Annotated in this window: 20 protein-coding genes and 1 pseudogene; 4 read left to right on the top strand and 17 right to left on the bottom strand. The window is 52.3% G+C overall.

Annotated elements, in window-relative coordinates; all coding sequences use genetic code 11:
- Positions 1–41 precede the first annotated feature (41 nt).
- The 11 genes from ACAW87_RS08090 to ACAW87_RS08040 all read right to left on the bottom strand — a co-directional run bounded on the left by ACAW87_RS08090 (position 42) and on the right by ACAW87_RS08040 (position 13,842).
- Positions 42–719, bottom strand: a complete 678-nt coding sequence (locus ACAW87_RS08090) for a hypothetical protein (protein WP_370722867.1) — start codon at positions 717–719, stop codon at positions 42–44.
- 124 nt (positions 720–843) lie between these two features.
- On the bottom strand, positions 844–1,182 hold the full coding sequence (locus ACAW87_RS08085; RefSeq protein WP_370722866.1) for a hypothetical protein: 339 nt from the start codon (positions 1,180–1,182) through the stop codon (positions 844–846).
- Between the two features lie 68 nt (positions 1,183–1,250).
- The gene (locus ACAW87_RS08080; protein ID WP_370722865.1) at positions 1,251–3,695 is read right to left on the bottom strand and encodes a TonB-dependent receptor domain-containing protein; all 2,445 of its coding nucleotides are present in this window, start codon (positions 3,693–3,695) and stop codon (positions 1,251–1,253) included.
- Between the two features lie 238 nt (positions 3,696–3,933).
- On the bottom strand, positions 3,934–4,608 hold the full coding sequence (locus ACAW87_RS08075; RefSeq protein ID WP_370722864.1) for a Uma2 family endonuclease: 675 nt from the start codon (positions 4,606–4,608) through the stop codon (positions 3,934–3,936).
- A gap of 237 nt (positions 4,609–4,845) precedes the next feature.
- Positions 4,846–6,183: a TldD/PmbA family protein gene (locus tag ACAW87_RS08070; RefSeq protein ID WP_370722863.1), complete on the bottom strand. Its 1,338-nt coding sequence runs from the start codon at positions 6,181–6,183 to the stop codon at positions 4,846–4,848.
- Positions 6,184–6,306: 123 nt separating this feature from the next.
- Positions 6,307–7,947: a TldD/PmbA family protein gene (locus ACAW87_RS08065; protein WP_370722862.1), complete on the bottom strand. Its 1,641-nt coding sequence runs from the start codon at positions 7,945–7,947 to the stop codon at positions 6,307–6,309.
- A gap of 74 nt (positions 7,948–8,021) precedes the next feature.
- Complete coding sequence (locus ACAW87_RS08060; RefSeq protein WP_370722861.1) at positions 8,022–8,618, bottom strand: ATPase; 597 nt, start codon at positions 8,616–8,618, stop codon at positions 8,022–8,024.
- Complete coding sequence (locus tag ACAW87_RS08055) at positions 8,618–8,857, bottom strand: hypothetical protein (RefSeq protein WP_370722860.1); 240 nt, start codon at positions 8,855–8,857, stop codon at positions 8,618–8,620. Before ACAW87_RS08055 ends, ACAW87_RS08060 begins: the two co-directional genes overlap by 1 nt.
- Positions 8,858–8,952: 95 nt before the next feature.
- A complete protein-coding gene (locus ACAW87_RS08050) occupies positions 8,953–10,593 on the bottom strand; it encodes a TldD/PmbA family protein (protein WP_370722859.1) in 1,641 nt (546 codons plus the stop codon).
- A 124-nt stretch (positions 10,594–10,717) separates the two neighbouring features.
- Positions 10,718–12,064 carry a TldD/PmbA family protein gene (locus ACAW87_RS08045; RefSeq protein WP_370722858.1) on the bottom strand — a complete coding sequence of 449 codons (1,347 nt, stop codon included), beginning with the start codon at positions 12,062–12,064 and terminating at the stop codon, positions 10,718–10,720.
- A gap of 134 nt (positions 12,065–12,198) precedes the next feature.
- A complete protein-coding gene (locus ACAW87_RS08040) occupies positions 12,199–13,842 on the bottom strand; it encodes a TldD/PmbA family protein (RefSeq protein ID WP_370722857.1) in 1,644 nt (547 codons plus the stop codon).
- Positions 13,843–14,117: 275 nt separating this feature from the next.
- Here ACAW87_RS08040 and ACAW87_RS08035 point away from each other — a divergent pair.
- Positions 14,118–14,201 (top strand): annotated as a pseudogene (locus ACAW87_RS08035) (DNA-binding response regulator); the annotation flags it as partial.
- Here the strand turns inward: ACAW87_RS08035 and ACAW87_RS08030 are convergent.
- Positions 14,182–15,585, bottom strand: coding sequence for a tetratricopeptide repeat protein (locus ACAW87_RS08030; protein ID WP_370722856.1), 1,404 nt, complete (start codon positions 15,583–15,585; stop codon positions 14,182–14,184). The pseudogene ACAW87_RS08035 and the gene ACAW87_RS08030 overlap by 20 nt on opposite strands.
- Positions 15,566–16,945 (bottom strand): hypothetical protein, encoded by a 1,380-nt coding sequence (locus tag ACAW87_RS08025; RefSeq protein WP_370722855.1) that lies wholly within the window; start codon positions 16,943–16,945, stop codon positions 15,566–15,568. The genes ACAW87_RS08030 and ACAW87_RS08025 overlap by 20 nt, the downstream gene beginning before the upstream one ends.
- 166 nt (positions 16,946–17,111) lie before the next feature.
- Here ACAW87_RS08025 and ACAW87_RS08020 point away from each other — a divergent pair, with 166 nt between their 5' ends.
- Genes ACAW87_RS08020 through ACAW87_RS08010 form a run of 3 tightly spaced genes read left to right on the top strand, consistent with a single transcriptional unit; the run spans position 17,112 to position 21,230 of the window.
- Positions 17,112–17,804, top strand: coding sequence for a hypothetical protein (locus ACAW87_RS08020; protein WP_370722854.1), 693 nt, complete (start codon positions 17,112–17,114; stop codon positions 17,802–17,804).
- The gene (locus tag ACAW87_RS08015; protein ID WP_370722853.1) at positions 17,791–19,455 is read left to right on the top strand and encodes a S8 family serine peptidase; all 1,665 of its coding nucleotides are present in this window, start codon (positions 17,791–17,793) and stop codon (positions 19,453–19,455) included. Before ACAW87_RS08020 ends, ACAW87_RS08015 begins: the two co-directional genes overlap by 14 nt.
- 41 nt (positions 19,456–19,496) lie before the next feature.
- Positions 19,497–21,230 carry a hypothetical protein gene (locus ACAW87_RS08010; RefSeq protein WP_370722852.1) on the top strand — a complete coding sequence of 578 codons (1,734 nt, stop codon included), beginning with the start codon at positions 19,497–19,499 and terminating at the stop codon, positions 21,228–21,230.
- 30 nt (positions 21,231–21,260) lie between these two features.
- Here the strand turns inward: ACAW87_RS08010 and ACAW87_RS08005 are convergent, their stop codons facing one another.
- The 4 genes from ACAW87_RS08005 to ACAW87_RS07990 form a co-directional block, all read right to left on the bottom strand.
- A complete protein-coding gene (locus ACAW87_RS08005) occupies positions 21,261–23,000 on the bottom strand; it encodes a HAMP domain-containing sensor histidine kinase (RefSeq protein ID WP_370722851.1) in 1,740 nt (579 codons plus the stop codon).
- A 241-nt stretch (positions 23,001–23,241) separates the two neighbouring features.
- Complete coding sequence (locus ACAW87_RS08000; RefSeq protein WP_370722850.1) at positions 23,242–24,366, bottom strand: sensor protein KdpD; 1,125 nt, start codon at positions 24,364–24,366, stop codon at positions 23,242–23,244.
- Between the two features lie 139 nt (positions 24,367–24,505).
- Complete coding sequence (locus ACAW87_RS07995) at positions 24,506–25,675, bottom strand: porin (protein WP_370722849.1); 1,170 nt, start codon at positions 25,673–25,675, stop codon at positions 24,506–24,508.
- Between the two features lie 211 nt (positions 25,676–25,886).
- Positions 25,887–26,450, bottom strand: coding sequence for a K(+)-transporting ATPase subunit C (locus ACAW87_RS07990; protein WP_370722848.1), 564 nt, complete (start codon positions 26,448–26,450; stop codon positions 25,887–25,889).
- Positions 26,451–26,503 lie beyond the last annotated feature (53 nt).

The following is a 26,503-nucleotide window of genomic DNA, read 5'->3' as shown; positions in this document are numbered from 1 at the left end:
TGTATCGTGTATGAATGAATGAGAATGTACTGTCGGCATAATTACTGCAAATCAATCACCTTTCCACTATCCTCTCTCTTCACGACCATAAACGGCTTACCTGCGTCGATACGTTTGCCGCTCATCACCACGTCGACCTGATCGCTGTTGGCAATGTAGAGTTTGGTGCCAGCGGGAAACGAGAACCGCTTGTTGCCTTTGGGGCCGATCATAAAGCCAGTTGTGCCATTACCCGTTGCACCAGGTTCATAACTAATCAGCGTCACTTTCCGGGGAATCAGGCTTGTGCTGTGTAACACAAACGTGATCTTATCTACGGTTGCCTCTAAGGCTGGTTTGTCATCCCGCGTTTTGTCGGTTGTCTCATTACCCGTTGTCAGGGTTGTTCCAGCGTCGGCGGCCGATACGGTCAGAATCAGTCCTTTGGTGGTTTCGCCATCGTTGCTAAAATAAAGTTTCGACCCAACCGGCCAGTTGCAGGGAACGGTTTCGCGCTTGTTCATAGTAAAGCCATACGCAATACCCGGCCCTTCGACCCGGAACATACGGTGATAGCCGAGCGTGTTTTTCAGCATAAACGTAACACGGTCGGTGGCGACGTTGCTCACTACAGTTGCGGCAGTTGCCAACGTGGGTACGTTAGGCGTTTGGGCAATCGTGGTATTGGTGGTACCCGCTACGAGGCAGGTGGTGAATGCGAAAGCAATGAATAATTTCACGGTGATTGTGTTTGTGCGTTTGACTGGATCAAAGGTGATAGATTGGTGGCCTTCGGTTCGCCTCAAAAAGAATATGAGACGGCTCAGATTATAACCTGAGCTTTACAGACCCGTGTATCGGCTACTATTTATCGATCAACTGGATGGTCTTTCCGTCATTGTCTGACTTCACCACCAGCAGCGGTTTGCCAGGTACGTTCTGTCCCTGCATGGTGGCGTTGATCTCTTTCTGGCTTACCTGCGCCAGCGACGTACCTACTTTTAACTTAACCGTATACGACTGACCGGGCAGGATATAGGCCGTAAAGACGTTGGGCTCTTTTGTGTCGGGATGGCGTTCCAGAAATTTGAATTCGCGGGGAAGCAGCCCGTTATTTTTCAGTTTAAGCGTCACCTTTTCGGTAGTTTGGGCAAAGGTGGCTGTAGCCAGCAGCAGGCCAAGGCAGGTAAGTGATCGAAGCATTTTCATAGTTAGAATCAATTTTAACGTTCTAATAGTCAATCAGATATCAACAATCAAGTAAATCCCGATTACAGATTACCCTTCGTTTTGATGCGTTCGGCACCGGTGTTGTCTTTCCGCCCGCGGGCCCCTTTTACCTCGTTGTTGCCAAATCGGTAGCTGAACCGGATCGTGGCTCGGCGACTTTCCCACTTGCGGTAGATGTCGAACTGAGCGCCTCCGCCAAATTCGCCCGACTGTTTCCACCGCATCGTATTTAGCAGATCATCGACGCCAAGCGTAAGCCGACCACGGCTCTGCATCACTTTTTTCTGAACACTCAGATTCAGTGCCCCCAGGCCGCCAATCTGGTAGATCGTTTGCCGATTCGGTGCATTCCAGAAGCCCGACACCTGCGCTTCCCATACTTTCGAGAGCGTAAACGAGTGCTGCATGTAGCCCTCGAAAGCAAAGGCGCGCTGGTCAAACGATTGTCCAGGGGTAATTTCGCCCTGATACCGGTTCCAGGTTGCTCCGGCATACAGATAGCCGTTCCACCATTTGGTGATGGGCAGGGGCGTATTCAGCGACACGTTCAATACATTGGCCTTACCTACATTGGCCACGGTCTGATAGCCCGTCAGCCCTTCCTGCCGAATGACGTCGGTCGAAAAATCGCTTGTTGCACTGTACGCTATTTTCAGCGTCATCGCCCATTTGTAGGTGTAGCTCAGTTCGGCGTTGTGCGTGTAGGATGGCCGAAGAAACGGATTACCGCGCTGACTCGTGTATGGATCGATCTGGTACACAAACGGGTTCATGTCCTGATAATTTGGCCGACCAATGCGCCGACCGTAATTCACCGAAAGCTGTCCGTTTTTCGCTACCTGATACTGCACATACGCCGTAGGAAACAGATTCAGGTACGTTGTGTCGGGTCGGTCGATACTGCGATTGAGCAAGTCGGTAGACCGGCCCTGCACCGTCGAGTTTTCGGCCCGAAGCCCAGCCTCCATCGTCAGTTTACCCGTTTTCCGATTCAGAGAGGCATAGGCCGCCGTCACGATTTCGCGGTAGGTGAAGCGGTTGGTCCGGTTCACGTCGGGTTGGGCCGGCACTCCGGGGTTTTCAAAACCGGTAAAGGCCAGCAGATCATTGTCGGTATCTACGTCGGTATGTTTGAATCCTGTTTCCAGTGTTACCGACGCGTCGGGCCGGCGGTTGTTTTTCCACTCTTTCGTCAAATCAGCCCTGAAAGTCAGGATTGTGATATCGGTGGTAGCGTCGAATCGGTTTTGGCGGCTGAACAGGGGCTGACCAGCGGCGTTGGTGTAGTCGCTGCTGATGCGGCTTGGCGCGTTGTTGCCAAATTGGGTATAGTCAGCATCTACGTACAGATTCAGGCCCAGCGTGTCGGTATACTGATAATTGATCGCCGTATTGATCCGGTTATTCTGACTCGGACTGTCGACCCGGTTGGTCAGGCTCGAGTCGGGTGTGGCGCGCTGACCGAAGATGTTGGTCGTGGTGTAGGTACCAAACTGGTTATTAGCCGTGTTTCCAGATACAATCAGGCCAAGGGTGTGGCGCGTCCCGATGGTATAGTCGGCTCCGGCTTTGTAGATCAGCGCCTGTGTTCCGTCTGAATCGAACCCGCGCTGAATGAATCGCGCGCCACTCAAATACCGGTTAATGCTTACGTTGGTGTTCTGAAAATTATCGCTGCCCGACAGGTTACCGTAGAGGTTCAGTTGTTTGGCGCGGAAGTTCAGATCAACGGCGGCATTGGCCCGGTAATGATCACTTTGGCTATAACCCGCCGAGGCGTTTCCGTTTAAGCCCAGACTTTTATCGCGCCGGAATTTGATGTTGATGATACCCGCGCCGCCCTGCGCATCGTACCGCGCCGAGGGGTTCGAGATCAGTTCAACCGTGGCGATGTTGGCGGCAGGCGTAGCCTGAAGCAGATTGGCCAGATCAGCCGATGACAGATTCGTTGGTTTTCCGTCGATGAACACGTTTACGCCCTGCTTGCCCGCCATGCGTAAGTTGTCGTTTGGGTCAATAACTACGCCGGGGGCCTGCTGCAGGAGTTCATAAGCCGTTTTGCCCTGCGCCGTAGCGTTGGCCGCCACGTTCAACACGGTCTTATCGGCCTGTTGCTCTACGTATGGTTTACTGGCCCGAACCGTCACCGCACTCAGCGTTTGCGCCGATGCCTGTAGTGTCATGGGTTCCAGGTACGTTGTCTGGTTGGCCTGAACCACCACCGTTTTGCTATTAGCGTTGACCATGCCCACAAACGAAGCCTGCACCCGGTAGCTTCCTTCAGGTACGTTGCTAAACGTGAAACGGCCCGCTTCATCGGCTACCGTACCCTTTACGAAGACAGAGTCAGCAGCGCGAAGCAATTTCAGGGCGGCAAATGAGGCGGGGGTATTACCGGCATTCTGAACAGAACCCGTAATGGATTGGGCTGTAGCGGAAGCCAGTACAGCGCAGAAAAGGAGAGCGACGTAGAGTAAGCGAGCCATTGGTCGGATCATCGGCGGCACAGTGTTCGGCGTTGAACAATCGGTGCGCTGATTGATGGGTCAAAGGTGGCCGGTGCCCCTCCCCCGCTCGCCTCATCATTAATTTGAGACGGCTCAGATTATAGTTTGAGCCGTAAAGCGGCCAAATGCACCGGTTTTGCCTGTTTTATCAGAACAGTAGCACAAAAAAGGCAAACCGAAGTTTGCCCTTTTCACTATACTGATCTAGTCTTTATCCTTACAGGTGATCTGTTTTCATCAGTTGCTGTAACGTTTCCAGGTTAGCTTGCTGATCAAAAATGGCTTTTATCGGAATACGAAATCCGGGGATCGTCAGCGCCTCAAGTGTATCGCCCACAAACAGCGTCGCCGCCGAAGCGAATGCCATCGTAGCCTCATCGAGTTGGTACTGTTCCAGCGATTTACGCACCGGGTCTATAATCCAATATTCACGAACGCCATGCGCCGCATAGTCTTCGAATTTTATGCCCCGATCCCGACTAGTTGTGCTTCTCGACAAGATTTCAACGATCAGGTCGGGTGCCGGGTGCATCATTGTTTCGTCGTCGAACGTGCTGGCTATTTCCTTATTCCAAAAGCAGATATCCGGTTCATAGTCATTCCGCGTCAGACTAACCAGCGCCTTTTCAGAATCAACAGCCCCCAGATCGTTCAGTAAAACGTAGTTCTGAAGTAGATTCTCAAGAAACTTCGACGCATCTAAATGGCGGCGACGTACCGGCGAGTGCATAATTACCTCGCCGTTGATAAACTCAGCCTTTACATCATCTGTCAGCCATTCGCGAAACGCACGGCGACGTTGTGTCTCATCATCCAGAATAGCCAGAACACGCTCAATAACTAGTCGGGCATCAGGCGCTTCCAGTAAATCAGCAACGCGGTTAGTGATCATGGCACTAAATTAACAGTTTGTTATAACACCTGAGTGTCTCACAAATAGTCAAAAAATGCTTCGCGCTGTAGGCCCTTCGACCGCGGCGGCGGACCGTTCCGCTCAGGGTGACAAGACACATCCAGATGTTAGCCTGAACATAGAGATGATTGACGTCACCCTGAGCGGAACGGTCCGCCGCCGGAGTCGAAGGGCCTATAGCGCGAAGCGACACGACACATCTCCGCGTATCTTCCTCTACACCGCGTCGGATAAACTGCTGAAGGTGAACTCGCGGATTTTCATCGGTGGAATCAGGTAGTTTGAATCTGATTCGGTGCTGACAACACGCTCGGGCTTACCCAGTGTCTCGAGATTATTCAGCATGATGATTGGACTTTCGTTGAAGCGGAAGTTCTTCACGGCATGCTTGATCTTACCATTCTCGATGTAAAATGTCCCGTCGCGGGTGAGGCCGGTGAGCAGCAGCGTTTGCGGATCTACCGGGCGAATGTACCACAGCTTCGTCACCAGAATACCGCGTTGCGTGCTCTTTATCATGTCTTCGAGCGAAGCAGTACCACCCGCCATGATTATGTTATTCGGGAATGGCACAGGCGCTTTCCCTTTCTTCTGTGCCCAGAACCGCGAATAGGCCATGTTTTTCACTACGCCTTTCTCGATCCAGTTCAGCTTTTGCTGCGCCTGCCCATCGCCTGCCCAGGGAGAAGCGGGAAGTTCAGCGTTGGTCGGATCAGAATAGATGGTAACGCGCGGGTCAACGATTTTTTCACCTAGTTTGGTCTTGCCACCGGGCTTGCTCAGAAAACTGCGTCCTTCATCGGCTGAGCGGGCGTCCATGGCGAAGAAAACGTTTTCCAGCAGAACAGCAGCCGCAGTAGGTTCCAGAATAACGGTATACTTGCCCGGTTCCAGCGCTTTGGCCGACGCCGAGGCTGTGGCTTTCTGCATGGCAATGCGGGTGGCGGCGGCCGTGTCGAGCTTATTCACGTCGCTGAAACCCCGGATAACGTACCCAGACCCTTTACCATCATCGGTCCGCACGGTCAGCGAGAAATTGACATTCGTGTCGGGATAGTAGGCAAACAGGCCTTTTGAGTTCATCATGGCCTGATACCCGTGATAATCCTCCATGAATCCGGCGGCGGTCAGTTTGGCGGCGCGGGTAAGTTCCAAACTTTTAGCCACGGCCTCGGCCCGGGCATCGGGCGACAGGTTGGCAGTACTGGCAAAGAAACCGCTGCTTTTCAGGTACGTCTGCGGCCCCAAAACACCTACATGCTCCGGATTTTCGGGGGCCAGTTTAGCCAGTTCTTCGGCCCGACGAACCACCTTCTCGAGCGAGGCGTCATCGAAGGTATCGATCGAAGCCGTACCAACTTTCTTGCCAAACGACGATTGCACCACCAGATTCTGGTTGGCTTTGGCCCCACTCGTCGATACTTCGTTACGGGCGTAGCGGATGTTTCCCCGCTTCTCGCCCGACAGGTTCACTTCGCACTCGTCGGCTTTCGAGTAGCTCAGCACTTTGGTCAGCAGGGCCTTAGCCTCCGCTTCAGTTAAGATTGTTGCCATTTATAAATGTCATTAAGTGGTCATTAGCTGCGCGTCATTGATTGTCATTAGGTAGTCACCCCTAATTATTTACTAAGAATGACTACCTAATGACAATCAATGACGCGCAGCTAATGACGTTTCTTATATTTTCCTTGCTGTATTGATCACATTGACGCCGTTGAAGCGGGTAGTGGCGCTGCCGTGCGAGACGGCGCTGACCTGCGAAGGCTGCCCTTTGCCGTCGAAGAAAGACCCGCCGAGGCGGTAGTCGCGTTCGTCGCAGATGGCCGTGCATGAGTTCCAGAATTCCTGCGTGTTCGACTGGTAGGCCACATCTTTCAGCATCCCGGCAATCTGACCGTCTTTGATTTCGTAATACAGCTGACCGCCAAACTGGAAGTTGTACCGTTGCTGATCGATCGAGAATGAGCCGTCGCCCACGATGTAGATGCCTTTCTTCACGTCTTTGATCATGTCCTCTACTGACAACGGTGTCTTGCCCGCAGCCAGCGATACGTTGGGCATCCGCTGAAACTGCACCGTTCCCCACGAGTCGGCGTAGCAGCAACCGTGCGATTCTTTTTCGCCAATAATCGCCGCCTGATCACGAATGGCCTGGTAATTCACCAGCACACCATCCTTCACCAGATCCCACTTCTTAGTAGCCACGCCTTCGTCATCGTAACCCACCGCGCCCAGTGAACCGGGCTGTTGCTTGTCGGCGAAGAAATTAACCTGTTTGCTGCCGTACTGGAAGTTTTTCGACTGCCATTTGTCGAGCGTAGCGAAGGACGTACCTGCAAAATTGGCTTCGTAGCCCAACACGCGGTCCAGTTCAAGCGGATGACCCACCGATTCGTGAATCGTTAGCCACAGGTGAGAAGGATCGAGCACAAGGTCATATTTGCCCGCTTCTACCGACTTGGCCGATAGTTTTTGCTTTGCCTGCTGCGCCGCCGCCGTCACATCTTCGAGCATATCGTAGCCCTTGTTGTAGCGCGTGGTAATGCCCGTTACTTTGTCCGACGGGTTAACCTGCAGGTATTCGTAGCCCATTCCCATGGGTGAACTCAAGGCATCGCGTGTCTCGAATTTGCCTGATTTGGGGTCGATGCAGGTTACGTTGAAAATAGGCCAGATGCGGTGCACATCCTGATCGGCGTAGGTGCCATCGGTCGAGGCAAAATACTTCTGCTCGTTCACCATGAACAGCACCGAGTTCACGTAGTTGGCCCCATTTTTCATGGCCGCCGCGTTTACTCCCAACAGCAGATCCACTTTTTCCTGAATAGGCACCTCGAACGCATTTTTCTTGATCGGCGCCTTCCACTCTACCTCGCCGTATCCTTTTTGAGGAGCCAGTTCTACCGGCTTTTTCATCAGGCGGGCATTGGCTTTGGCAATGGCAACGGCCTCTTCGGCAGCGCGGGCTACGTCGGTTTCGTTACGGGCATCGACTAGCGCCGAGAAACCCCAACAGCCATCGGCGATAACGCGGACGCCTACGCCGTAGCTTTCGGTATTGACGATATTCTGCACTTTGTCTTCGCGCGTAACAACAAACTGCCGCAAATAGCGACCAATACGCACATCGGTATACGAGGCTCCTTTCGATTTGGCAGCATTCAGCGCGGCATCGGCAAGGCGTTTTTTAACGGCCACATCGAGGCCGCTTTCAAGGAGCACACTCGGATCGACCGATCGACCGAATGAGGATACATTGGGCAACAGAATGCCAGCGGCTGACAGGCCTAAAAGTTGATTGAAGTGTCGGCGGTTCATTGGTTTTTTAGTAGAAATAGAACTGGGTACGTAGTGAATGAGTGTTGTACACTTTCCCCGTCGAAAGATGCGACTTAAAATCCTACCGTTGCATCACTTTTCACATGAACGGTCAGGTGTGTAGAAACCCAGGCAGGTAGTAGTGGCCATTGACGAACACGTATGCCATCCACTCGCTGATACACGATTTCCGGCCGGTTTGCCGTGTCTATAAGCGTGATCGAATCGGGTTCATTGAAGAAGTGGTCAAGGACCGAAAAACCAGCCACATACCGGCCGCGAATAGCATCTTCTCCGATGGAAAGACCGCCTTGCAGCTGTCGATTACGCACGCGCAGGTAGAGCATTGGCAAGTCATCGACCCCTAAAAACAGTAACCGGAACTGATAACCAGCCTGTTGAACAGCCAGATAAAACTGCCAGGTTTCTATATCGTGCAGCGTTGTTTCTACCGCAAACGATGTTCGATGTCGCAGATGCCGTTGAATGCGTCGTTGCGCTTCGTCGTGGGCCATTTGCTGAGCTGCTTCAACCGGAATCTGTTCCAGCAAAAGCTGTTGGGCAATTTGATCGGCATTGATCAGTTCAATTCCTCTGGGTACGTAGTGAACCGAAACCGTCGATTTACCAACACCAGGCGGCCCGGCAATGAGATAGAAGAAGGGTTGCATCAGGCTACGATTTCTAAACGTCCATCTGCAAATTCCGGTACAATGTGGCCATCTACCTTGACAATAACGGGCAAGTCAACGCTAAATGCCTGCCGACGTACCTGACGATATACCTCGTCGGCCGCCAACTTGAATTCGTCAACGCTCATCGATTCAATCGGCGTCAGTGCTCCGCCACATAGCGACACAACAGCCGATGCCCCACCCTTGGGCGAATCAAAATCGAAAAGTGATTCCATGAAATCAGTTTAGAGTTTAGAGTTTGCCGTTTACTGTTTTGCTACTCAATAGCGGAGCAACGGTAAACAGCAAACGGCAAACGGTAAACTGATTTTTAGATTTTTCTCGCCGTGTTGATCACGTTGACACCGTTGAAACGGGCGGTGGCGCTACCATGCGAAACGGCACTTGATTGCGACGGTTGTCCTTTCCCATCGTTGAAAGCGCCACCCAGGCGGTAATCGCTTTGATCGCAAACGGCCGAGCAGGAGTTCCAGAATTCGCGGGTATTGGCCTGATACGCCACGTCTTTCAGCATACCGGCAATTTCGCCGTTCTTGATTTCGTAGAACAGCTGACCGCCAAACTGGAAGTTGTATCGCTGCTGATCGATCGAGAATGAACCGTCACCAATGATGTATACGCCCTTCTTCACGTCTTTGATCATGTTCTGCACCGACAGCGGTGTTTTACCCGCCTCGAGCGATACGTTCGGCATTCGCTGGAATTGCACTGAACTCCAGTTATCGGCGTAGCAGCAACCGTGCGATTCTTTCTCGCCAATGATGTGCGCCTGATCGCGAATAGCCTGGTAATTCACCAAAATGCCATCGCGCACCAGATCCCACTTCTTGGTACCAACACCCTCATCATCATAGCCCACGGCACCCAGCGAACCAACCTGCATTTTGTCGGCTACCAGGTTTACCTCCTTGCTACCATAGGCAAAATTCTTCGATTGCAGTTTTTCCAGCGTGGCAAAGGACGTACCTGCGTAGTTGGCTTCGTAGCCCAATACACGGTCCAGTTCCAGCGGGTGACCTACCGATTCGTGGATAGTCAGCCAAAGGTGAGATGGGTCGAGCACAAGGTCGTACTTACCCGCTTCCACCGACTTGGCGTTCAGCTTTTCTTTGGCCTGTTTAGCCGCCGACGTGATATCTTCCATCATGTCGTAGCCCTTGTTGTAACGGGTTGTTACGCCACCAACTTTGTCGCTCGGGTTGGTTTGCAGGTAGTCGTAACCCATGCCCATGGGCGAACTCAGCGAGTTGCGGGTAGCAAATTTGCCGCTTTGCGAATCAACGGCAGTCACCGTAAAACTCGGCCCGATCCGGTGAATATCCTGATCGGAATAGGTGCCGTCGGTCGAGGCAAAATACTTCTGCTCGTTCACCATAAACAGCACCGAGTTGACGAAGTTGGCTCCGTTTTTCATGGCTGCCGCATTGGCCGACAGTAGCAGATCGACTTTGTCTTTGATGGGCACTTCAAAGGCATTTTGCTTGATGGGCGCTTTCCAGCTTACCTCGCCGTAGCCTTTCTGCGGAGCCAATTGTACCGGCTCGGTCAGCAGGCGGGAATTTGCTTTGGCGATCGATACGGCCGTGGCAGCACATTTGGCAACGGTTTCTTCGTCTTTTGGATTAGCCACAGCCGCAAAGCCCCAGCATCCGTTAACGATCACCCGAATACCTACGCCATACGACACCGTGTTGACGATGCCCTGCACCTTATCTTCCCGGGTGAGCACAAACTGATTCAGGTACCGGCCAATGCGCACATCAGAATAGGTGGCGCCCATGGCTTTAGCCGCATTCAGCCCAGCATCGGCCAGCCGTTTTTTAGTACTTACGTCGATATAATTGTCGACCAGTTCCTCCGGAGATACGGAGTGCGAAAAAGCAGGCAGCGTTGGCATCAGTATGCCAGCGGCGCTCATGCCTAGTAATTGGTTAAAATCGCGGCGGTTCATTGGTTTGATAGTTGACAGTGTAAGTTGAGATCGGTTCTGACAGTGCATATGCTCAGCGGTATAGACATCAGTTTGAACCGGCGTAGAGACGCAAGATTTTGCGTCTCTACCTATGCGTCAGCAACTATACCGCGTCTGACAGACTGCTAAACGTGAAGTCACGGATTTTGAGCGGTGGCACCAGGTTACCACTGATGCGGACCGGCTTGCCCATCGCTTCGAGGTTGTTCAGCATGATAACCGGACTTTCGTTGAAGCGGAAATTTTTCACCGGGAATTTGATCTGACCATTCTCGATGTAGAACGTCCCGTCGCGGGTGAGGCCCGTGTAGAGCAACGTTTGTGGATCAACCGCGCGGATGTACCACAGGCGCGTCACCAGAATACCTTTTTCGGTACCCCGAATCAACTCGGCCAGCGATTGCGTACCGCCCGCCATGATAAACGCACCCGGCGAGGGCACGGCCTTGACGCCCTTTTTATCAGCCCAGAAACGAGAGTAGTACATATTCTTGACCACTCCCTTGTCAATCCAGGTTATTTTCTCCTGCGGACGACCATCGGCACCACCACCGAAACGGCCACCGCCACCACCGCCAAAAGCCGATGTTGGAATTTCGGGGTTGGTAGGATCCGAGTAAATCGTTACGCGCTCGTCGAATAGTTTTTCGCCCAACCGGGTGCCGCCTCCTTTTTTGCTCAGGAAACTACGGCCTTCGTCGGCATTCCGGGCATCCATGCTGCCCATCATGTTTTGCAACAGATCAACGGCGGCGGCGGGCTCCAGAATGACGGTGTATTTACCCGGTTCCAGGGCTTTGGCCGTTACCGAAGCCAGGGCTTTCTGCATCGCAATTTCAGTGGCGTCTTTGGTACTAAGTTTCGACACGTCGGTTACGTCACGAATGGCGTAGCCAGAACCCAGACCATCGGCCGTACGAACGGTGATGGTGAAATCGACCGACGTCGATCGGTTATACGCTACCAGTCCTTTGCTGTTGCCAATAGCCGAAAAACCGGTTGAATCTTCCAGATAACCAGCGGCTGTCAGGTTCTTTTTGCGGCAGGGGTCAAGGCTGTCGAATGCGGCTTTGGCGCGGAATTCAGGGTCGATTTTGGCCGTGTTTTCCGAATAGGGATTCGTGGTCAGGTACGTCTGCGGCCCCAGCATAGGCATATACTCTGGGTTTTCAGGCGCCAGCCGGGCAATCTCTTCGGCGCGACGGACTGTTTTTTCGAGCGAGGCGTCATCAAATTCGTTGATGGTAGCCGTGCCCGACCGTTTGCCAAACACCGACGTTACCGCCAGCGACAGGTTGTTACTCTCTCCACTGGTCGACACCGAGTTACGGGCATACCGGATGTTGCCTGTGCGGCCACCCGAAATGGTCACCGCCGTTTCGTCGGCCTTGGCGTAGCTCAACACCTTGTCGATGATCTTCTTTGCTTCTTCTTTGCTTAAAATAGCCATGCGTTGTTGATTGAAACTGAGTGATTAGTAGCAACCCCACCCCAACCCCTCCCCGTTAGGGAGGGGCTACTGCTTCGCTTAATAGCCGAGCATAGAGCCCCTCCCTAACGGGGAGGGGTTGGGGTGGGGTACGTTTAAATTTTCCGTCCGGTATTGATCACGTTTACGCCATTGAAACGGGTAGTAGGGCTGCCGTGCGAAACGGCGCTGACCTGCGAGGGCTGCCCTTTTCCGTCGAAAAACGAGCCGAACGTGCGATAATCGTCTTTGTCGCAAAGCTGCGCGCAGGAGTTCCAGAACTCCTGCGTATTGGCCTGATAAGCCACATCGTCGAGCATCCCCACGATTTCGCCGTTCTTGATTTCGTAGAACAACTGACCACCAAACTGGAAGTTATACCGTTGCTGGTCAATAGAATATGAACCACGACCGATGATGTAAATGCCTTTATCGACGCCTTTGATCATATCGAGCACCGAGCGTTTTTCGGTACCAGCCTTCAGTGATACGTTCGGCATCCGCTGAAACTGCACAGAATCCCAGTTGTCGGCGTAGCAGCAACCGTTCGATTCCGTACCGCCCAGAATAGCCACCTGATCGCGAATAGCCTGGTAATTTACCAGCACTCCGTTTTTGATCAGATCCCATTCTTTGGCGGGTACACCTTCATCATCGTAGCCTACCGTACCCAGGGTATGCGGCTGCTGTTTGTCAGCGACTATATTGACCAGATCACTGCCGTATTTGAACGACTTGGTTTTCCACTTATCGAGCGTGGCGAAGGACGTACCTGCGTAATTAGCTTCGTAGCCCAGTACACGGTCAAGCTCCAGCGGGTGACCCACCGATTCATGAATGGTGAGGCCGAGGTGATTTGGATCGAGCACCAGATCGTATTTACCAGCCGATACGCTTTTGGCGGTCATTTTTTGCTTCGCCTGTTTGGCCGCCAGCGTCACGTCTTCCACCATATCGTAGGAGTTACGATAGCCGACCAACCCGTTGGGGCCAGCAATTTTTTCCGACGCCAGTCCGTCGAGGTATTCGTAGCCCATGCCCATGGGCGAGCTGAACGCATCGCGGGTTTTGAACTTACCGGCGGCGCGGTCTACGGCAGTTACCGTGAAAGTGGGCCAGATTCGGTGAATGTCCTGATCGATGTATGATCCGTCGGTAGAGGCGAAATACTTTTGCTCGTTGATCATGAACAGGTTCGACGTCACAAAACCAGCTCCGTTATCGAGCGCGGCGTTGTTTGTCTTCATCAGCAGATCAATCTTTTCCTTGACCGGAATCTCGAAGGCGTTTTTGGTCAGCGGCGTTTTCCACGACACCTCCCCTACTCCTTTCTGCGGTGCCAGCACCACCGGCTCGGTCTGAATTTTCGAGTTGGCTTTGGCTATCGCTACCGCTGTTTCGGCACATTTGGCAATGCCTTCGGGCGTTACATCGCTGGTAGCGGAGAAGCCCCAGGTACCGTTGGCAATAACCCGAATACCCACCCCGAATGATTCAGCGTTGCTGATGTTCTGCACCTGCTTTTCGCGGGTGAACACATACTGTTGCAGGTAGCGGCCAATGCGAACATCGGTATACGACGCTCCCCGACTTTTGGCCGTGTTAAGGGCCACGTCGGCCAGCCGTTTCTTGGCCGCTACGTCGATACCGGGTTCCAGCAGCCGGTCGATGGATACGGTATTCCCGAAAACGGGTACACTACCGACCATCAGCCCCCCCACGCCCAGTCCAGATAAATTGATGAAGTCTCTTCTATTCATATAGAGCGTATTGTAATGATTTGTTGGGCAAACGCACCAAAAAGCAGCACAATCTACGGCCTACACGGTCTACAGACAACTTTTTGTGACGAATGGCAGGGAGAAAAAGGGATAAATATTGATGTTGCAGGCGTTTGTAGTAACAACCTTCGGACTTGCCAGCCTTGGTGAAAAGACTGTTGACGTATTGTGGACATCAAAGCTGACGTAACCGGGTTTGAGAACGGGGCCGATGGGTACGTGATACAGGAAGCAAGAAAATTGCTGGATTTTGGCATCCCCTCAGGATTCTGGAGAAAACCGGCACCAAAAACACCGCCGGTATGGTCGCATACGCATTCAAGAACGATCTGGTGTAGGTACGTTGCCTATCTGCTGCAAAATTTCTCTATACCGGACATCGCCAATCTCTTCGATTATCTCATGTAGGTATCCAAGTGTTATTTTAACATTAGGTGAATTAAGTTCAATAAAAAGTTGGTGAGCCTTTGTAAAACAATAAACTGCTTTGTTTATATCAGGCAAGTGCCGGAAATAAATCACTCCCATGTTGTTGAGCGTAGCACCCTCCCCACTACGATCCCCAATAGCTTGCCGGATAGCCAGACTCTGCTCTAGGTACGTCAGCGCTTTCTCAAAGTCCCCCCGCGCATTATAGATCTGGCTGATATTGTTGAGCGTAACACCTTCCCCCCTGCGATCCCCAATAGCTTGCCGGATGGCCAGACTCTGCTCTAGGTACGGCAACGCTTTCTCATAGCCTCCACGTGCCATATAGATTAGGCTGATGTTGTTGAGCGTAACACCTTCCCCACTACGATCGCCAACGGCCTGCCGGATAGCCAGACTCTGCTCTAGGTACGTCAGCGCTTTCTCAAAGTCCCCCCGCGCATTATAGATCTGGCTGATGTTGTTGAGCGTAGTGCCTTCCCCACTACGATCGCCAACGGCTTGCCGGATGGCCAGACTCTGCTCTAGGTACGTTAGCGCTTTCTCAAAGTCCCCACGCACACTAAAAATCTGGCTAATGTTATTGAGCGTAGTGCCTTCCCCACTTCGATCCCCAATAGCCTGCTGGATTGCAAGACTCTGCTCCAAGTACGTTAAGGCTGTTTCGTATATGGCCAGTTCATAATACAACTTACCTATCTGGTTATACAACACCCCTAAAAGCTGTTGGTTTTCTGGATCAGTATTGGCTACCTGTTGCAGCAGACGCTCAATTTCATCTTCTTTTTCGCCTTTCGTTTGTCCACCCAACGATGATGATTCCTGAGCAGATTCGAGAGGTTCCAGTGTGGTATCGGAGGATTCACGGTAGAAATCCAGTTCCATTGATCGTAGCGACCACCAATCGGGAATTTTGTTGGGTACGTTTATATAGCTACCGGGCTCAATAAAGCAGATCAAGGCAATGGGCAACCGGGCCAGCGAATCGCGGCGTTGGTTGAACGCAACACGTAGCTCGTTATTTTCTTCCCGAAACAGCCAATCGAAGTCAGGAATCAGCAGGATGCCCCGTTGCACAGCCTGAATGCTGTCGATAATGGCGCGATAGCTTTTGCCGCGTAAGGCGAGTTCGTTAACTGACCGGTCAGGGAAAGCGTTGCGCAGGTACGTGGCAATATCGGTGTAGATGCTTTTCCGATTATGCCCGATCAGAATAAAGCGGAAGCCGTCGTGCCGGAGCGCATTGGTCAATACGCGTAAATCTGAAGCAAACTCATCTTCCATCAGGCCCATCAAGTACGTACTGGCGATAAAAGATTGACCGCTCCACTAATGGGTTTACCCGCTTGTAGGAGCCATCATTATACTCGAAAATGATTTCTTTTTCCAGCAGGTTTTGAATCAGGCTGTTGAATCCAATCGCACGTCCTACTTGTAAGCTGGCGTTGAGTTCTTTCAATTGTACATATTCCTCTGGTTCTATGTAGCGGGCAGTAGCGTTGCTTAATTTATCGATCGCCTGAGTCATATCAGTCAGCGTGATTTTCCCGGCTTCTGTGTCGGCCCGCCAGGCAGCCTGTTCAATGATTCGCAGTAATTGCCGGGGTGACCCGCCACTATAAGCAATCGCCAGATGGATTGTCTCCATCGAATCGAAAAGCGTCTCGTCAATCCGTTTGCACACAAACTCTTCAAACCGTTTGATAGCCGCCTTTACCGGTTGCCCATCCCGGTCTATGATTTTCACGAAAGGGAACGTTATGATCTCGGTGAATTGCTGAATCCGCTGGGCTTCTTTCATCAATTCAATCGGCAACGTAAAAATCGTATTGGCCCTGATTTGTCGAATCCGGTTCGACTCGTCCATAATGATAGCACGTCGGGTTTCGGCGGTCATCGTCTTTTCCAGCCCATCCACGATAAAGAGTATCTCCTGCCCCTGGCCCTCGCGGCGCAGTTGCTCATTGACCTGCTCAATGAACGTATTGAATTTCACGGCAAAATCAGAGAAACGATCTTTCAACGTAGTACGAATCGCTGTAGCCCGTTCACTACTGCCCGACAAGCCTACTTTCAGCTTAGCCGTGACCCCTAACAGCTTACCTAGCAGACCGCTTACTGAAAATGGCGTCTCATCACTGCCACCAACTTCCAGTTCGGCGCTGCCATCAGCTTTCAGACTCCGGTTAATTTCAATCACCCGTTCCTGAAACCATACATTCATGCTTTCGAGAATACTATCACTAATACTCAAATTTATCTTTTGAGCTTCTTTGAGGAGTTTTTCCAACTGAAAAACGAGGATATCCATATACTGAACTTTATCCAAGTCCAATTCAGCATCCACGTTGCAGGTAACAACAAAAAAGCAATCCGGCGAGTGAAGCTCCTTTGCATACTTGGCCAACTCCGACGTCTTGCCTGATCCGCGCATACCGGCCAGGAACAGCAGTGTTTTGTTAGCTTGATTAGTTCGGTAGTTGAATTTATATGATTGGTCGACCTTCGTTACATTCAATATACGCACCACATCTCGCTCCTGGAAGTCTCCGCGCAGGTTATCAAAATTGACGTAGAAAGGATGATCAGGCGTAACCGGTTCAAATCGGTTAACTGCCGCATCTATCTCTTCTAATTTGACTGCTCTTTGCATACTTACTGACTTATTGATCCTTGTGATTTTCTATTTGGTAAAACTAAGACAAATGTAACGGACTTGTAAAGTGACAAGGTAAGTTCACCAGCGGTTGAAGCTTACATGGGTTGCTAATTGAAACGCGATGGGTGAACTTTGTGCTTGACCTTTTGCCCCACCATTCATGCCTTGTCTTTCTACCCTGACTGTTTTCTGTTGCTGGCTGTTGTTGCTTTCCTGTGCGTCACCGGAGACCTCGCCTGTCAAATCCAGCCTCGATTATATACCACTGACAACGGGGCACTTTGTCATTTATGACGTTACCGAGCAACGTTTTTCGCTCACCACCGCCCCCGTTATCAGCACCTATCAACTCAAAGAAACGGTGGGGAACAGCTACACCGACGTAACGGGGCAACCCGCTTTTCGGCTGCATCGCTTTCGCCGTGCCAACGCACAGGCCACCTGGCAGCCCGACTCGGTCTGGACGGCACGGATCGATACTCGCCGCGCCATTCGTACCGAAAACGGGGCCGACTTTGTGAAACTCGTTTTTCCCCCCGTCGACCGTATGCGCTGGAATGGTAACGAGTTTAATCAACTGGCCGAAGACACCTATGAATTAAAGCAGACCAACCAGTCTTATTCGGTTGGCTCACAGACATTTGCCGAAACGGTAACGGTGGTGCAACAAAACGATTCAACACTCGTTTCTCAAGACAAGCGAACAGAAGTGTATGCCCGTCAGGTTGGGCTTGTATATAAAGAAACCGTGCAACTCCAGTTTTGCTCATCGAGCCCGTCCTGCGTAGGAAAAGCACAGATCGACTTTGGCGTTCGCAGGTACGTTCGGGTGGCGAGCTATGGTACAGAATAATACTACGGCCCAACTGCGTGTTGTGGCTTTTTTGCTTTTTTGCTTTGCTTCGTTTGGCGCTGTCAGTACAGCTCAGGCACAGCGCATTGGTCAGTACCTACTACTATTCCGCGACAAAGCAGGTACGTCGTTCCGTACCGATCAGCCTCAGCAGTTTCTTTCGCCCCGATCAGTAGAAAGGCGTCTTAAACAGCGTATTGCCATCACAGAGCGGGATCTGCCTGTGTCGGCAACCTACGTGCAGGGACTTCGACAGGCGGGTGCGAAGGTGCTGTATACGTCGCGCTGGCTGAATGCGGCACTGGTTGAGGCTACGGCTTCGCAACTAACGGCCTTGTTGGCGCTTTCATTCGTGCAGGGTCTGGAAACCGGACGAGTACTAAACAACGCCCGACTGGCCTCCAGCGATTCACAGCTTGCTACCACTCAACGCGAGCAGAAATTTGGCCAAATGGAAGTGCCCGCCTACGGACTCGCCGACTTTCAGTTGCGGCAAATGGGCGTCGATAAAATGCACGACCAAGGCTTTCGTGGCGAAAATAAACTGGTGGCGGTACTCGATGCGGGCTTCCGGCGGGCCAATCAGGTCCCTTTTCTGAATTCCCTTTTCGCCGAGAACCGCGTGCTGGCCACCTACGATTTTCCCGATCGGGAAACCGACGTGTACGACGATGATGAGCACGGTTTGAATGTGCTGTCGGTCATGGCAGCCGAGGCTCCTAATCAACTGTATGGCCCGGCCTTTAAAGCCAGTTATGTACTGCTCAGAACAGAGGTGGCCGCTACCGAAAACCCCGTTGAAGAAGCCTACTGGCTGTTCGGTGCCGAATATGCCGATAGCATTGGGGTCGATGTTATCAACTCGTCATTGGGCTACACTACCTTCGACAATCCCGCCGACAACCACACCTACGCCGACCTCACGGGTAACAAGACACTGGTAAGCCGGGCGGCTACCTGGGCAGCCGAAGCCGGTATGGTCGTGGTCAATTCAGCTGGCAACGAGGGCAACAGCGCGTGGCGATACGTTGGCGCCCCCGCCGATTCGCCCGGTGTGCTGAGCATTGGCGCCATTGACCGCAATAGCGTATTGGCTCGGTTCAGTTCGGTAGGCCCCACGCCCGATGGCCGGCTGAAACCGGATCTGGTGGCGCTGGGGCAGGGTACCACGCTGGGTACGTCGGTCGGCAGCATCTCTGGCGGGAACGGCACGTCATTTTCGGGGCCACTGGTGGCGGCACTGGCTACGGGCTTCTGGCAGGCGCATCCCGATTTATCGGCTACGCAGGTACGTAACCTGCTTCGGCAGTCGGGCTCGCAGGTAACTCGTCCCGATGTGCAGTATGGTTACGGCATTCCCAATTTCGAGCGGGCTTCTGTGCTGGCTAACGCCCAGGAAACGCTATCTGTTTTTCCGAACCCATTCACCGATACCGATCAGCTTACCATCACACTGGCCGATGACGAGTTAGCCCATCCCATTACGATCCGGCTGACCGATCTGGCCGGTCGCACTGTTTTTCAGCGCACCTATGCGAACGGCAACAGCGGGATAATAGCATTACAATCGCCTGATTTAGAATCCGGTATATATCTATTATCGGTTTCAATACCAAACCACACGCGAACATTGCGCCTGTTGAGACGCTAGAAGCGGTAAGTTTGCGGTGATTTTAGTCATTAACCGCCGCAATGCTCTCTTCGCCTCCTTCTTCCCGTTTGTCGGTATCAACAGATTCACTGCCTTCTAGTTGGTGGAGCTACCTTGTTGTTGGTCTGGCCATTGGCTTTACCCTCTGGATTAGCTTTGTTCAACCACCCGACCGGGGTTACTTCACTACCGACGAACAATTTATTGCCGATTCGGGCGTGTTTATGCTCTACGGAGCCACGCCCCGTTGCCTCGACTGGCCCGGCATTCCAATGGTACTCGTGTTTTACCTACTGGCGCTGGGGCAATGCGCAATCAACCTGGTTGGCGCAGCTGCGTCGGGTGGTTTATCGGCAGTAGGTGTGTTCGAGGTCGTTGACAAAACAGCATATGTCTATCTGCTCGACCGGGTTCCGCTGATTGTGGCAGGAAGGCTGGTGCAAATTCTATTGGTTGGCGGTCTACTGGTCTGGTGCGTGCGCATCATTCACAGGGCGAACTCTTCGTTATTGCCGCCGGTGTTGCAGCTTCCGCTTATCGTTGTTCTTTGTTTGCACTACGACATTCTGACCAGCACCCCGGTTATTCGTCCCGAAGGATTGGCCTACGCCCTATTTGCCGTAGCCAGTTTGTTGATTCTGTTCGGTGAATTTCCGGCTCGGTCGTGGCGGCTACCGGCTACCGTGCTTCTGTTAATTGCCCTGCTGATCAGTCATCGGCTCCTGTTTGTGTTCACCTTCCCGTTTCTGTTGGGTGGCCTGCTGCTGCGGATGGGCTGGAGCTGGCAACGGGCGCTGAGTTTGGTGGGTACGTTGCTGGTCTTCATGCTGTTGACCATGCCCTTTCTATGGACCGACACCTTTGTGTTGCTTAAAGCTTTTGCAGGAGGCATGCTGATGAAAGTGAGCGGTACGCAAACCTCGTTTTTCAACTGGGACTACATAATCAGCATGGTATTGCCCGCCCCCACAGTTTGGCAACTGGTGCTATTACCCATCGGGGCGTTGGCCTTCTGGCGGTGGTACCCCCACAAAGGTGTTGCCGCCCTCCTGATTGGCAATCTGCTACTCTTAACGATTTCAATTTTCCACTCGTCGACCATCTACATCACCCACACCCTTCCATTGCGCACAATGGGCCTTTTTCTACTGGCCTATGCCGGCTATGGGTTGTATCAGGTAACAAAACAGCGCTGGACACTTTACGGATTGGCAACGCTGTTAGCGGTTTCTCAAATTGCTGAAAGCATACTGCTCGAAGCGGATCTGTTGCGCCCATCTACCTTCTGGCAGGTGGCCGATTTCCTGAAAAAACTTCCCGCTAACACACCTGTTTTGATTGAAGCCGATTTCGATAATGTAACGCCCCGAAGTCAGAAAGCGTTATTACGTGAGTTACGGGCTATCGAAGATCAGACGTTGACTCAGGTGAAATACGACCGGCAATTTGGTGGCAAAATCAGCACAACGATTCCGATAGCGTTGCACACGTCGCTGGCCGAAGACGACCGGCTAGCCGTACTACAGCGGCAGGTTCAGGCGCAATACACACCGCCAAACACCTACGTCGATCTGTCTTATTTTTCGCCCAACGCGGGCTTCGTCAACTACTTCGTAGACCAGAAAACGTCGTTTGCCGATTTTGCGACTGGCCGCTACACGTATCTGATCACGCACGAACAGCTCCCATACACCAAAGTAGCCTCGTTCGATCAGCCGTCGCACAGTGGAGCGTATTACGTCTACAAAACGCCCGCCCAGCCTCAGAGGCCGTAGGCTGACTTGTACATTTTACATTCGTGGCTCTTAATCGGTCGGCAACGTAAACCAGAACGCGGCCCCATCGGTAACGGTCGTGTCCAGCCCAATCTGACCATTCATACTGTGGATGAATTCGCTCGAAATAGCCAGACCTAATCCCGTACCGCTGGCCTGCCCATTCGATCCCGGCGCTTTAAAATATCGGTCGAACACCCGGTCGCGGTGCTCGGGCCGGATGCCTGCTCCGTGATCACGTACCCGGAATTCAACGCCCTGTTTAAGTACCCGCGCCGACACCTCGATCCGGCTTTCGTCGGGCGAGTGACGAACGGCATTCGACAAGAAATTGACCAGCACCCACGACGCTTTATCAGGATCGGTTCGTACGGATGGCAACGCGGCTGGCAAATCAATATGTAGCTCGATCTGTCGCTGAGTTGCCGATACCCGCAGCGCATTCACGGCATAGCTAATGATATCAGCGGGGGCTACCGGCTGTAGATTCAATTGAATCTGCCCCGACTCCACCTGCGCCATGTTCAGTAACTCGCCCGTAATGGCCAGCAAGCGGTCGGCGTCATCGCGTACGTTCGTCACCAGCTCTTTCTGCTCGTCATTCAACGCACCAATCCGTTGATCATCTAGCAGTTTCAGACTCATTTTTATGCTCGAAATAGGCGTTTTCAGCTCGTGCGATACTGTGGCAATGAAGTTCGTCTTCGCCAGATCGAGCTCTTTGTACGAAGTCACGTTTCGCAGCACAATCACGTGCCCAGCCCGCACGGCTTGTTCGTCGCCAGTTCGGGTAATATCGACCGGTTGGGTCTGGCGGGAGAAATAGTTCTCCTTGTCGCCATCGTAGATTTTCAGCAAACTAGCCTCGCCCATTTCCTGGGTACGTTGTTGCGGCGGCATTACATCCTGAATGAGCGTCCGCATCAGATCATTAGTCGCTGCTATATCGGGCGCGTATTTCCCCAGCAATTCCGATTCGCTCAGCCCTAGTAACCGGCTGGCTACCTGATTCACAAAGAGGATATACCGGTTTTGGTCGAGACCGACAATGCCGTCAGACATGACCTGAATCAGTGTATCGATGCGTTTTTTCTCGAACAGGATTCGGGCCAGATTCGAGTGTTCGTACTCGTCGAGTTTCTCAGCCATGCGGTTAAACGACCGGGCCAGTTCGCCAAACTCGTCGCTCGACTGTACATGCAATCGTTCTTCGAAATTTCGATTCGTTACCTGTTTAATGCCCTGCGTCAATTCGCGGAGGGGGCGGGCAATGTAGGCGGGGAAATTGATGGTGAACGATAGCACGATCAGGAAGCAGGCCGTACCCACTACGGCCAGCCAGACCAGTGCATCGTCGGCGGTTTGTTTTGCTACGTTGTTTTTACGCACCATGGCCTGCCCGTTGATATCGTCCAGTTGAAACAGCGTTTGTTGCATCCGTTGCTTCGCCGCCGAATCAGCATTTCCCTTTTTTAACTGGTCAAACTCGCGGCGTAGCGTAGTTGTCGCTTCGGCCTCACCAACTTCGGTGATGTTGGCCTCCTGCTTTTTCAAGTTTCGGTCAAAATCACCCATGGCATCGGGCGCAGGCAGCCGGGACAAGGCGCGTTGCATTCGACTCGAATACTCAAATGACACATAGTTGTCCTGCAAAATCGCTTGCGAATCGTTGGCCAGTTGATTCAGGTAATAGGCTCCCAACCCGCCCATCAGCAGAATAATAGCGAACATAAAAGCCAGCGCGAGGGATATTTTGGATTGGAGGTTCATGGGGAATAGTACGCGGATTAAAGGGATTAAAAACGATTGGCGCGGATTCTTTTAAGTTGGTTCGCGGATTTAAAAGAATCTACACGGATTTTGGATGTAAGCGGATCTTTAGATTGAAGCAGAGCAAATCCATTTAAATCCAAGAATCTGCACGGTCCGCCGCCGCGGTTTATCGTTTTAAATCCCTTCAATCCGCGTACTCAATTAAAAGAATCCGTACGGTCCGCCGCTGCGGTACCATTTAAGATAAGATGATCAGATCGACGTCGGAGTCGGATAGTTTGTTTAGGAGGCGGTTGAAAGCGTTGGTTCTAAGAATAATCTGGATCAGGTTCAGGTGCGGTTTACCAATACAAACCGTCGTTACTTTTCTGGTTTCCACTTCTTCCATGATGCAATCTACGATGTTCTTTCCCTTCGACTGAATCACTTCGGCACCCAGTTCGGTGGCCAATTTCAGGTTATTGATCAGGTGCCGCTGCACAGCCAGATTAATTCGGTCCGGGCTTTCAGCGGGGGTTTGTACATAGAGCACGTACCAGCGCGAATTGTAGTAACTCGCCAGCCGGGCTGTTTTGCGGATCACGCGACGGGCAATGTCCGGGTTGCTGCTGATCGACGCCATGAACCGTTCATGCCGCGCGTTTCCCGACAATGGCATGCTCATGTCTACTTTCCGCTCTACCTGCCCTGCTACTTCTTTCAGGGCCAATTCACGCAGTTGCAGTATTTTGTCGGGTTGAAAGAAGTTGGCCAGTGCCATTTGCACCTTAGCCGGATCGTAGATTTTCCCTTCTTTCAGTCGGGCAATTAGCTCGTCGGCGGTCAGGTCGATGTTCACTACTTCATCGGCAATTTGCAATACCCGGTCAGGAACACGTTCCTTTACGTCGATGCCCGTTATGGCGTGTACCTCGTCGAACAGGCTTTCGATATGCTGGATATTGACCGCCGAAATCACGTTGATGCCCGCGTCGAGAATGTCGATGACGTCCTGCCAGCGTTTTTCGTTTTTCGAGCCAGGAATGTTCGTGTGCGCCAGTTCATCCACGATCACCAGTTCGGGATGCGCGTTGATAATGGCCTGCACGTCCATCTCTTCGAGTTGGCGGCCTTTGTAAAACAGCGTACGCCGGGGAATGGCCGGAAGACCAGCTACCAGCGCCTCTGTTTCGGCCCGTCGATGCGTTTCGACAAAGCCAATCTTCACGTCGACGCCACTTCGCAACAGGCTGTGCGCCTCCTGCAACATCCGGTACGACTTACCCACGCCCGCGCTCATGCCGATATACACCTTGAACTTACCCCGCCTTGATTGGCGAATGAGGGTCAAAAAACGATTAGCGTTTTGGTCGTTTGGATTCATGAGGGGGTTTGTTTCTGTTACACCGGATTTCATTCGGTGCAATGGATACTCCGCAGGGGATAAAAGGCACAGCTCTCACAAGAGATATTCTCATTGGCAGCGCATCCATTGCACCGGATAAAATCCGGCGAAACCGAGCCTAAAAACTAACAGCCAAACTTGTTGTCAATGAGCTATTCATCCGGCTTGCATTGGTTTTGCCTTCAAAAATTGGGTCCTTACTGTCATACACTTTCCCTTCGACACGAAACAGTGCATTCGGCAACATAGCGTAATCATACCCCAGCGAATACCCGACGGTTTTGAAGCCATTCAACGTACCTGTGCTGATGATGACCCCATTGGGGTCATTGTAATATTCCACGCGGCCATTTACGTAGCTTTTATCCGACGTTTTGTACCGGGCAATTACCACGGGCGAATACCAGACGTAGCTGCCTCCACCATCGACCCGCGTATCCGATCCGGTGCGCACAACTGGTTTCCGATCGGCCCCGATATCAAAGCCCAGGATCACGCCAAATCGCCCAGCGGGGTTAATAACGGCGTAGAAGTTGTTAAAGAATCGCCCCTGCTTCAGCGAGTCGGGCCGGTCGGCGCCAACGAAACTGCTCCAGTTGAGCGTCAGATTCGAGGATGGGCGGTACTGCACCTGTGTGCTGATCGATGGACCGCTGTAGCCATCGAGTTTTTTCACGCGCTGCCAGCCGTTGAGCACCGACCCCAGCACGGTCCATTTTCCGTTTGGCGTGTTGTAGGTCACTTTAGCGCCCGACAGATAGTAGGGCGAGTTTTCGGCCAGCAGGCTACGGGTCAGCGTCCAGCAGTCTTTCGAGATGGCGCTTTCAAAGCCTATGTGCGACGAAAAAACACCCGCATCGAGCCACAGGTCGCGGTTTTTCGACAGCTTCACCCCGGCATTGGCTTCAAAGATGTTCTGCACCAGGGTCTGTTCAGCGGCGTAGTTGTACTGCGCGTAGTTACCTACCTGCAAGGCCAGATTACCCCGAATCCGGTCACTGGTGTAAGCCGCTTTCAAAAACGCCAGATTGATGTTCACTTCCCGGTTACGCTTGTGATTATACAAGAATCCGGGACGCTCCTGCGCCGTTTTTAGAGCCGTAAAATCGTGCGAGTAATAGGCTTCAACGTACCCGGAAACGGTTAGTCCTGAATTAGGTGAGGCTTGCGTTTGGGCTTGTGTGGGAGCTGATGTGGCCGTAGTGTCGGTGGTTTGGGCGTAGCTATCCAGGTACGTTGCTGCCAGCGCCACAGCAATTGTTGTTGAGAAAAGTGTCTTTTTTTTCATGATAGTGGCCTGTTTATAAGGCCGTTGTTTTGTTGTACTCGAACTGAAATTTTACTGATTCTAAGAGTGGCAATGGTGAATGGCTTCGCGCTCTAGGCCCTTCGACAGGCTCAGGGTGACACTCTCACCCAAGGTTGTCATGCACTTGCTTGAGTGAGTTGTCACCCTGAGCTTGTCGAAGGGCCAGGCGAAAGCAACCTTAACCCAACTTTCATTCTAATTCATCCAGCGCCACATTCAGTGCCAGTACATTAACCGTCGAAGGCCCAAACAAGCCCAGTAGCGGGCCTTTGGTATGTTCATCAACCAGTTGATTCAGACGGTCAGCAGCCAGACCGCGCACGTTAGCAATGCGACGTACCTGGATTTTAGCAGCGGCTGGCGACAGGTCCGGATCAAGCCCCGAACCGGAAGCCGTAACAAGTTCAGCCGGAATATCCGACTTCTGTACGCCCGGATTATGCACCAGAAACGTATCAATTCGGGCCTGAACCGTTTTCAGGTAGTCGGGGTTCGACGGTCCTTTGTTCGAGCCAGCCGAACCAGCCGCGTTATAATCGACCGCCGACGGGCGCGAGTTGAAATACCGGTCTTCGGTAAACTGCTGCCCAATTCGGGCGTAGCCAACTACTTTACCGTTCACCGTGACGGTTTCGCCAGCCCCGCCGCCCGGAGCCAGTTTAGCGATGCCTGCCACCACAAGTGGATAAATAACGGAGAGCAGAATAAGCATAGCCACCGTTAACCGGATGGCTGGAGATATGTGATTTTTCATAAGAGAAATGTCATTCGCTTCGCGTCATTGAATAGTCATTCTTTGTCATTTAT

Origin of the sequence: Fibrella aquatica, from assembly GCF_041321135.1 — a bacterium.
GTDB lineage: Bacteria > Bacteroidota > Bacteroidia > Cytophagales > Spirosomataceae > Fibrella > Fibrella aquatica.
This window is presented reverse-complemented; position numbering and strand designations above follow the sequence as displayed.

What these genes read in the sequence shown, in the direction of transcription:
- ACAW87_RS08045 (WP_370722858.1), bottom strand. Translation starts at nt 12,064, where the DNA reads ATGGCTATTTTAAGCAAAGAAGAAGCAAAGAAGATCATCGACAAGGTG.
- ACAW87_RS08060 (WP_370722861.1), bottom strand. Translation starts at nt 8,618, where the DNA reads ATGCAACCCTTCTTCTATCTCATTGCCGGGCCGCCTGGTGTTGGTAAA.
- ACAW87_RS08000 (WP_370722850.1), bottom strand. Translation starts at nt 24,366, where the DNA reads ATGAATCCAAACGACCAAAACGCTAATCGTTTTTTGACCCTCATTCGC.
- ACAW87_RS08030 (WP_370722856.1), bottom strand. Translation starts at nt 15,585, where the DNA reads ATGGGCCTGATGGAAGATGAGTTTGCTTCAGATTTACGCGTATTGACC.
- ACAW87_RS08050 (WP_370722859.1), bottom strand. Translation starts at nt 10,593, where the DNA reads ATGAACCGCCGCGATTTTAACCAATTACTAGGCATGAGCGCCGCTGGC.
- ACAW87_RS07995 (WP_370722849.1), bottom strand. Translation starts at nt 25,675, where the DNA reads ATGAAAAAAAAGACACTTTTCTCAACAACAATTGCTGTGGCGCTGGCA.
- ACAW87_RS08025 (WP_370722855.1), bottom strand. Translation starts at nt 16,945, where the DNA reads ATGCAAAGAGCAGTCAAATTAGAAGAGATAGATGCGGCAGTTAACCGA.
- ACAW87_RS08085 (WP_370722866.1), bottom strand. Translation starts at nt 1,182, where the DNA reads ATGCTTCGATCACTTACCTGCCTTGGCCTGCTGCTGGCTACAGCCACC.
- ACAW87_RS08020 (WP_370722854.1), top strand. Translation starts at nt 17,112, where the DNA reads ATGCCTTGTCTTTCTACCCTGACTGTTTTCTGTTGCTGGCTGTTGTTG.
- ACAW87_RS08005 (WP_370722851.1), bottom strand. Translation starts at nt 23,000, where the DNA reads ATGAACCTCCAATCCAAAATATCCCTCGCGCTGGCTTTTATGTTCGCT.
- ACAW87_RS08010 (WP_370722852.1), top strand. Translation starts at nt 19,497, where the DNA reads ATGCTCTCTTCGCCTCCTTCTTCCCGTTTGTCGGTATCAACAGATTCA.
- ACAW87_RS08075 (WP_370722864.1), bottom strand. Translation starts at nt 4,608, where the DNA reads ATGATCACTAACCGCGTTGCTGATTTACTGGAAGCGCCTGATGCCCGA.
- ACAW87_RS07990 (WP_370722848.1), bottom strand. Translation starts at nt 26,450, where the DNA reads ATGAAAAATCACATATCTCCAGCCATCCGGTTAACGGTGGCTATGCTT.
- ACAW87_RS08015 (WP_370722853.1), top strand. Translation starts at nt 17,791, where the DNA reads ATGGTACAGAATAATACTACGGCCCAACTGCGTGTTGTGGCTTTTTTG.
- ACAW87_RS08070 (WP_370722863.1), bottom strand. Translation starts at nt 6,183, where the DNA reads ATGGCAACAATCTTAACTGAAGCGGAGGCTAAGGCCCTGCTGACCAAA.
- ACAW87_RS08040 (WP_370722857.1), bottom strand. Translation starts at nt 13,842, where the DNA reads ATGAATAGAAGAGACTTCATCAATTTATCTGGACTGGGCGTGGGGGGG.
- ACAW87_RS08080 (WP_370722865.1), bottom strand. Translation starts at nt 3,695, where the DNA reads ATGGCTCGCTTACTCTACGTCGCTCTCCTTTTCTGCGCTGTACTGGCT.
- ACAW87_RS08065 (WP_370722862.1), bottom strand. Translation starts at nt 7,947, where the DNA reads ATGAACCGCCGACACTTCAATCAACTTTTAGGCCTGTCAGCCGCTGGC.
- ACAW87_RS08055 (WP_370722860.1), bottom strand. Translation starts at nt 8,857, where the DNA reads ATGGAATCACTTTTCGATTTTGATTCGCCCAAGGGTGGGGCATCGGCT.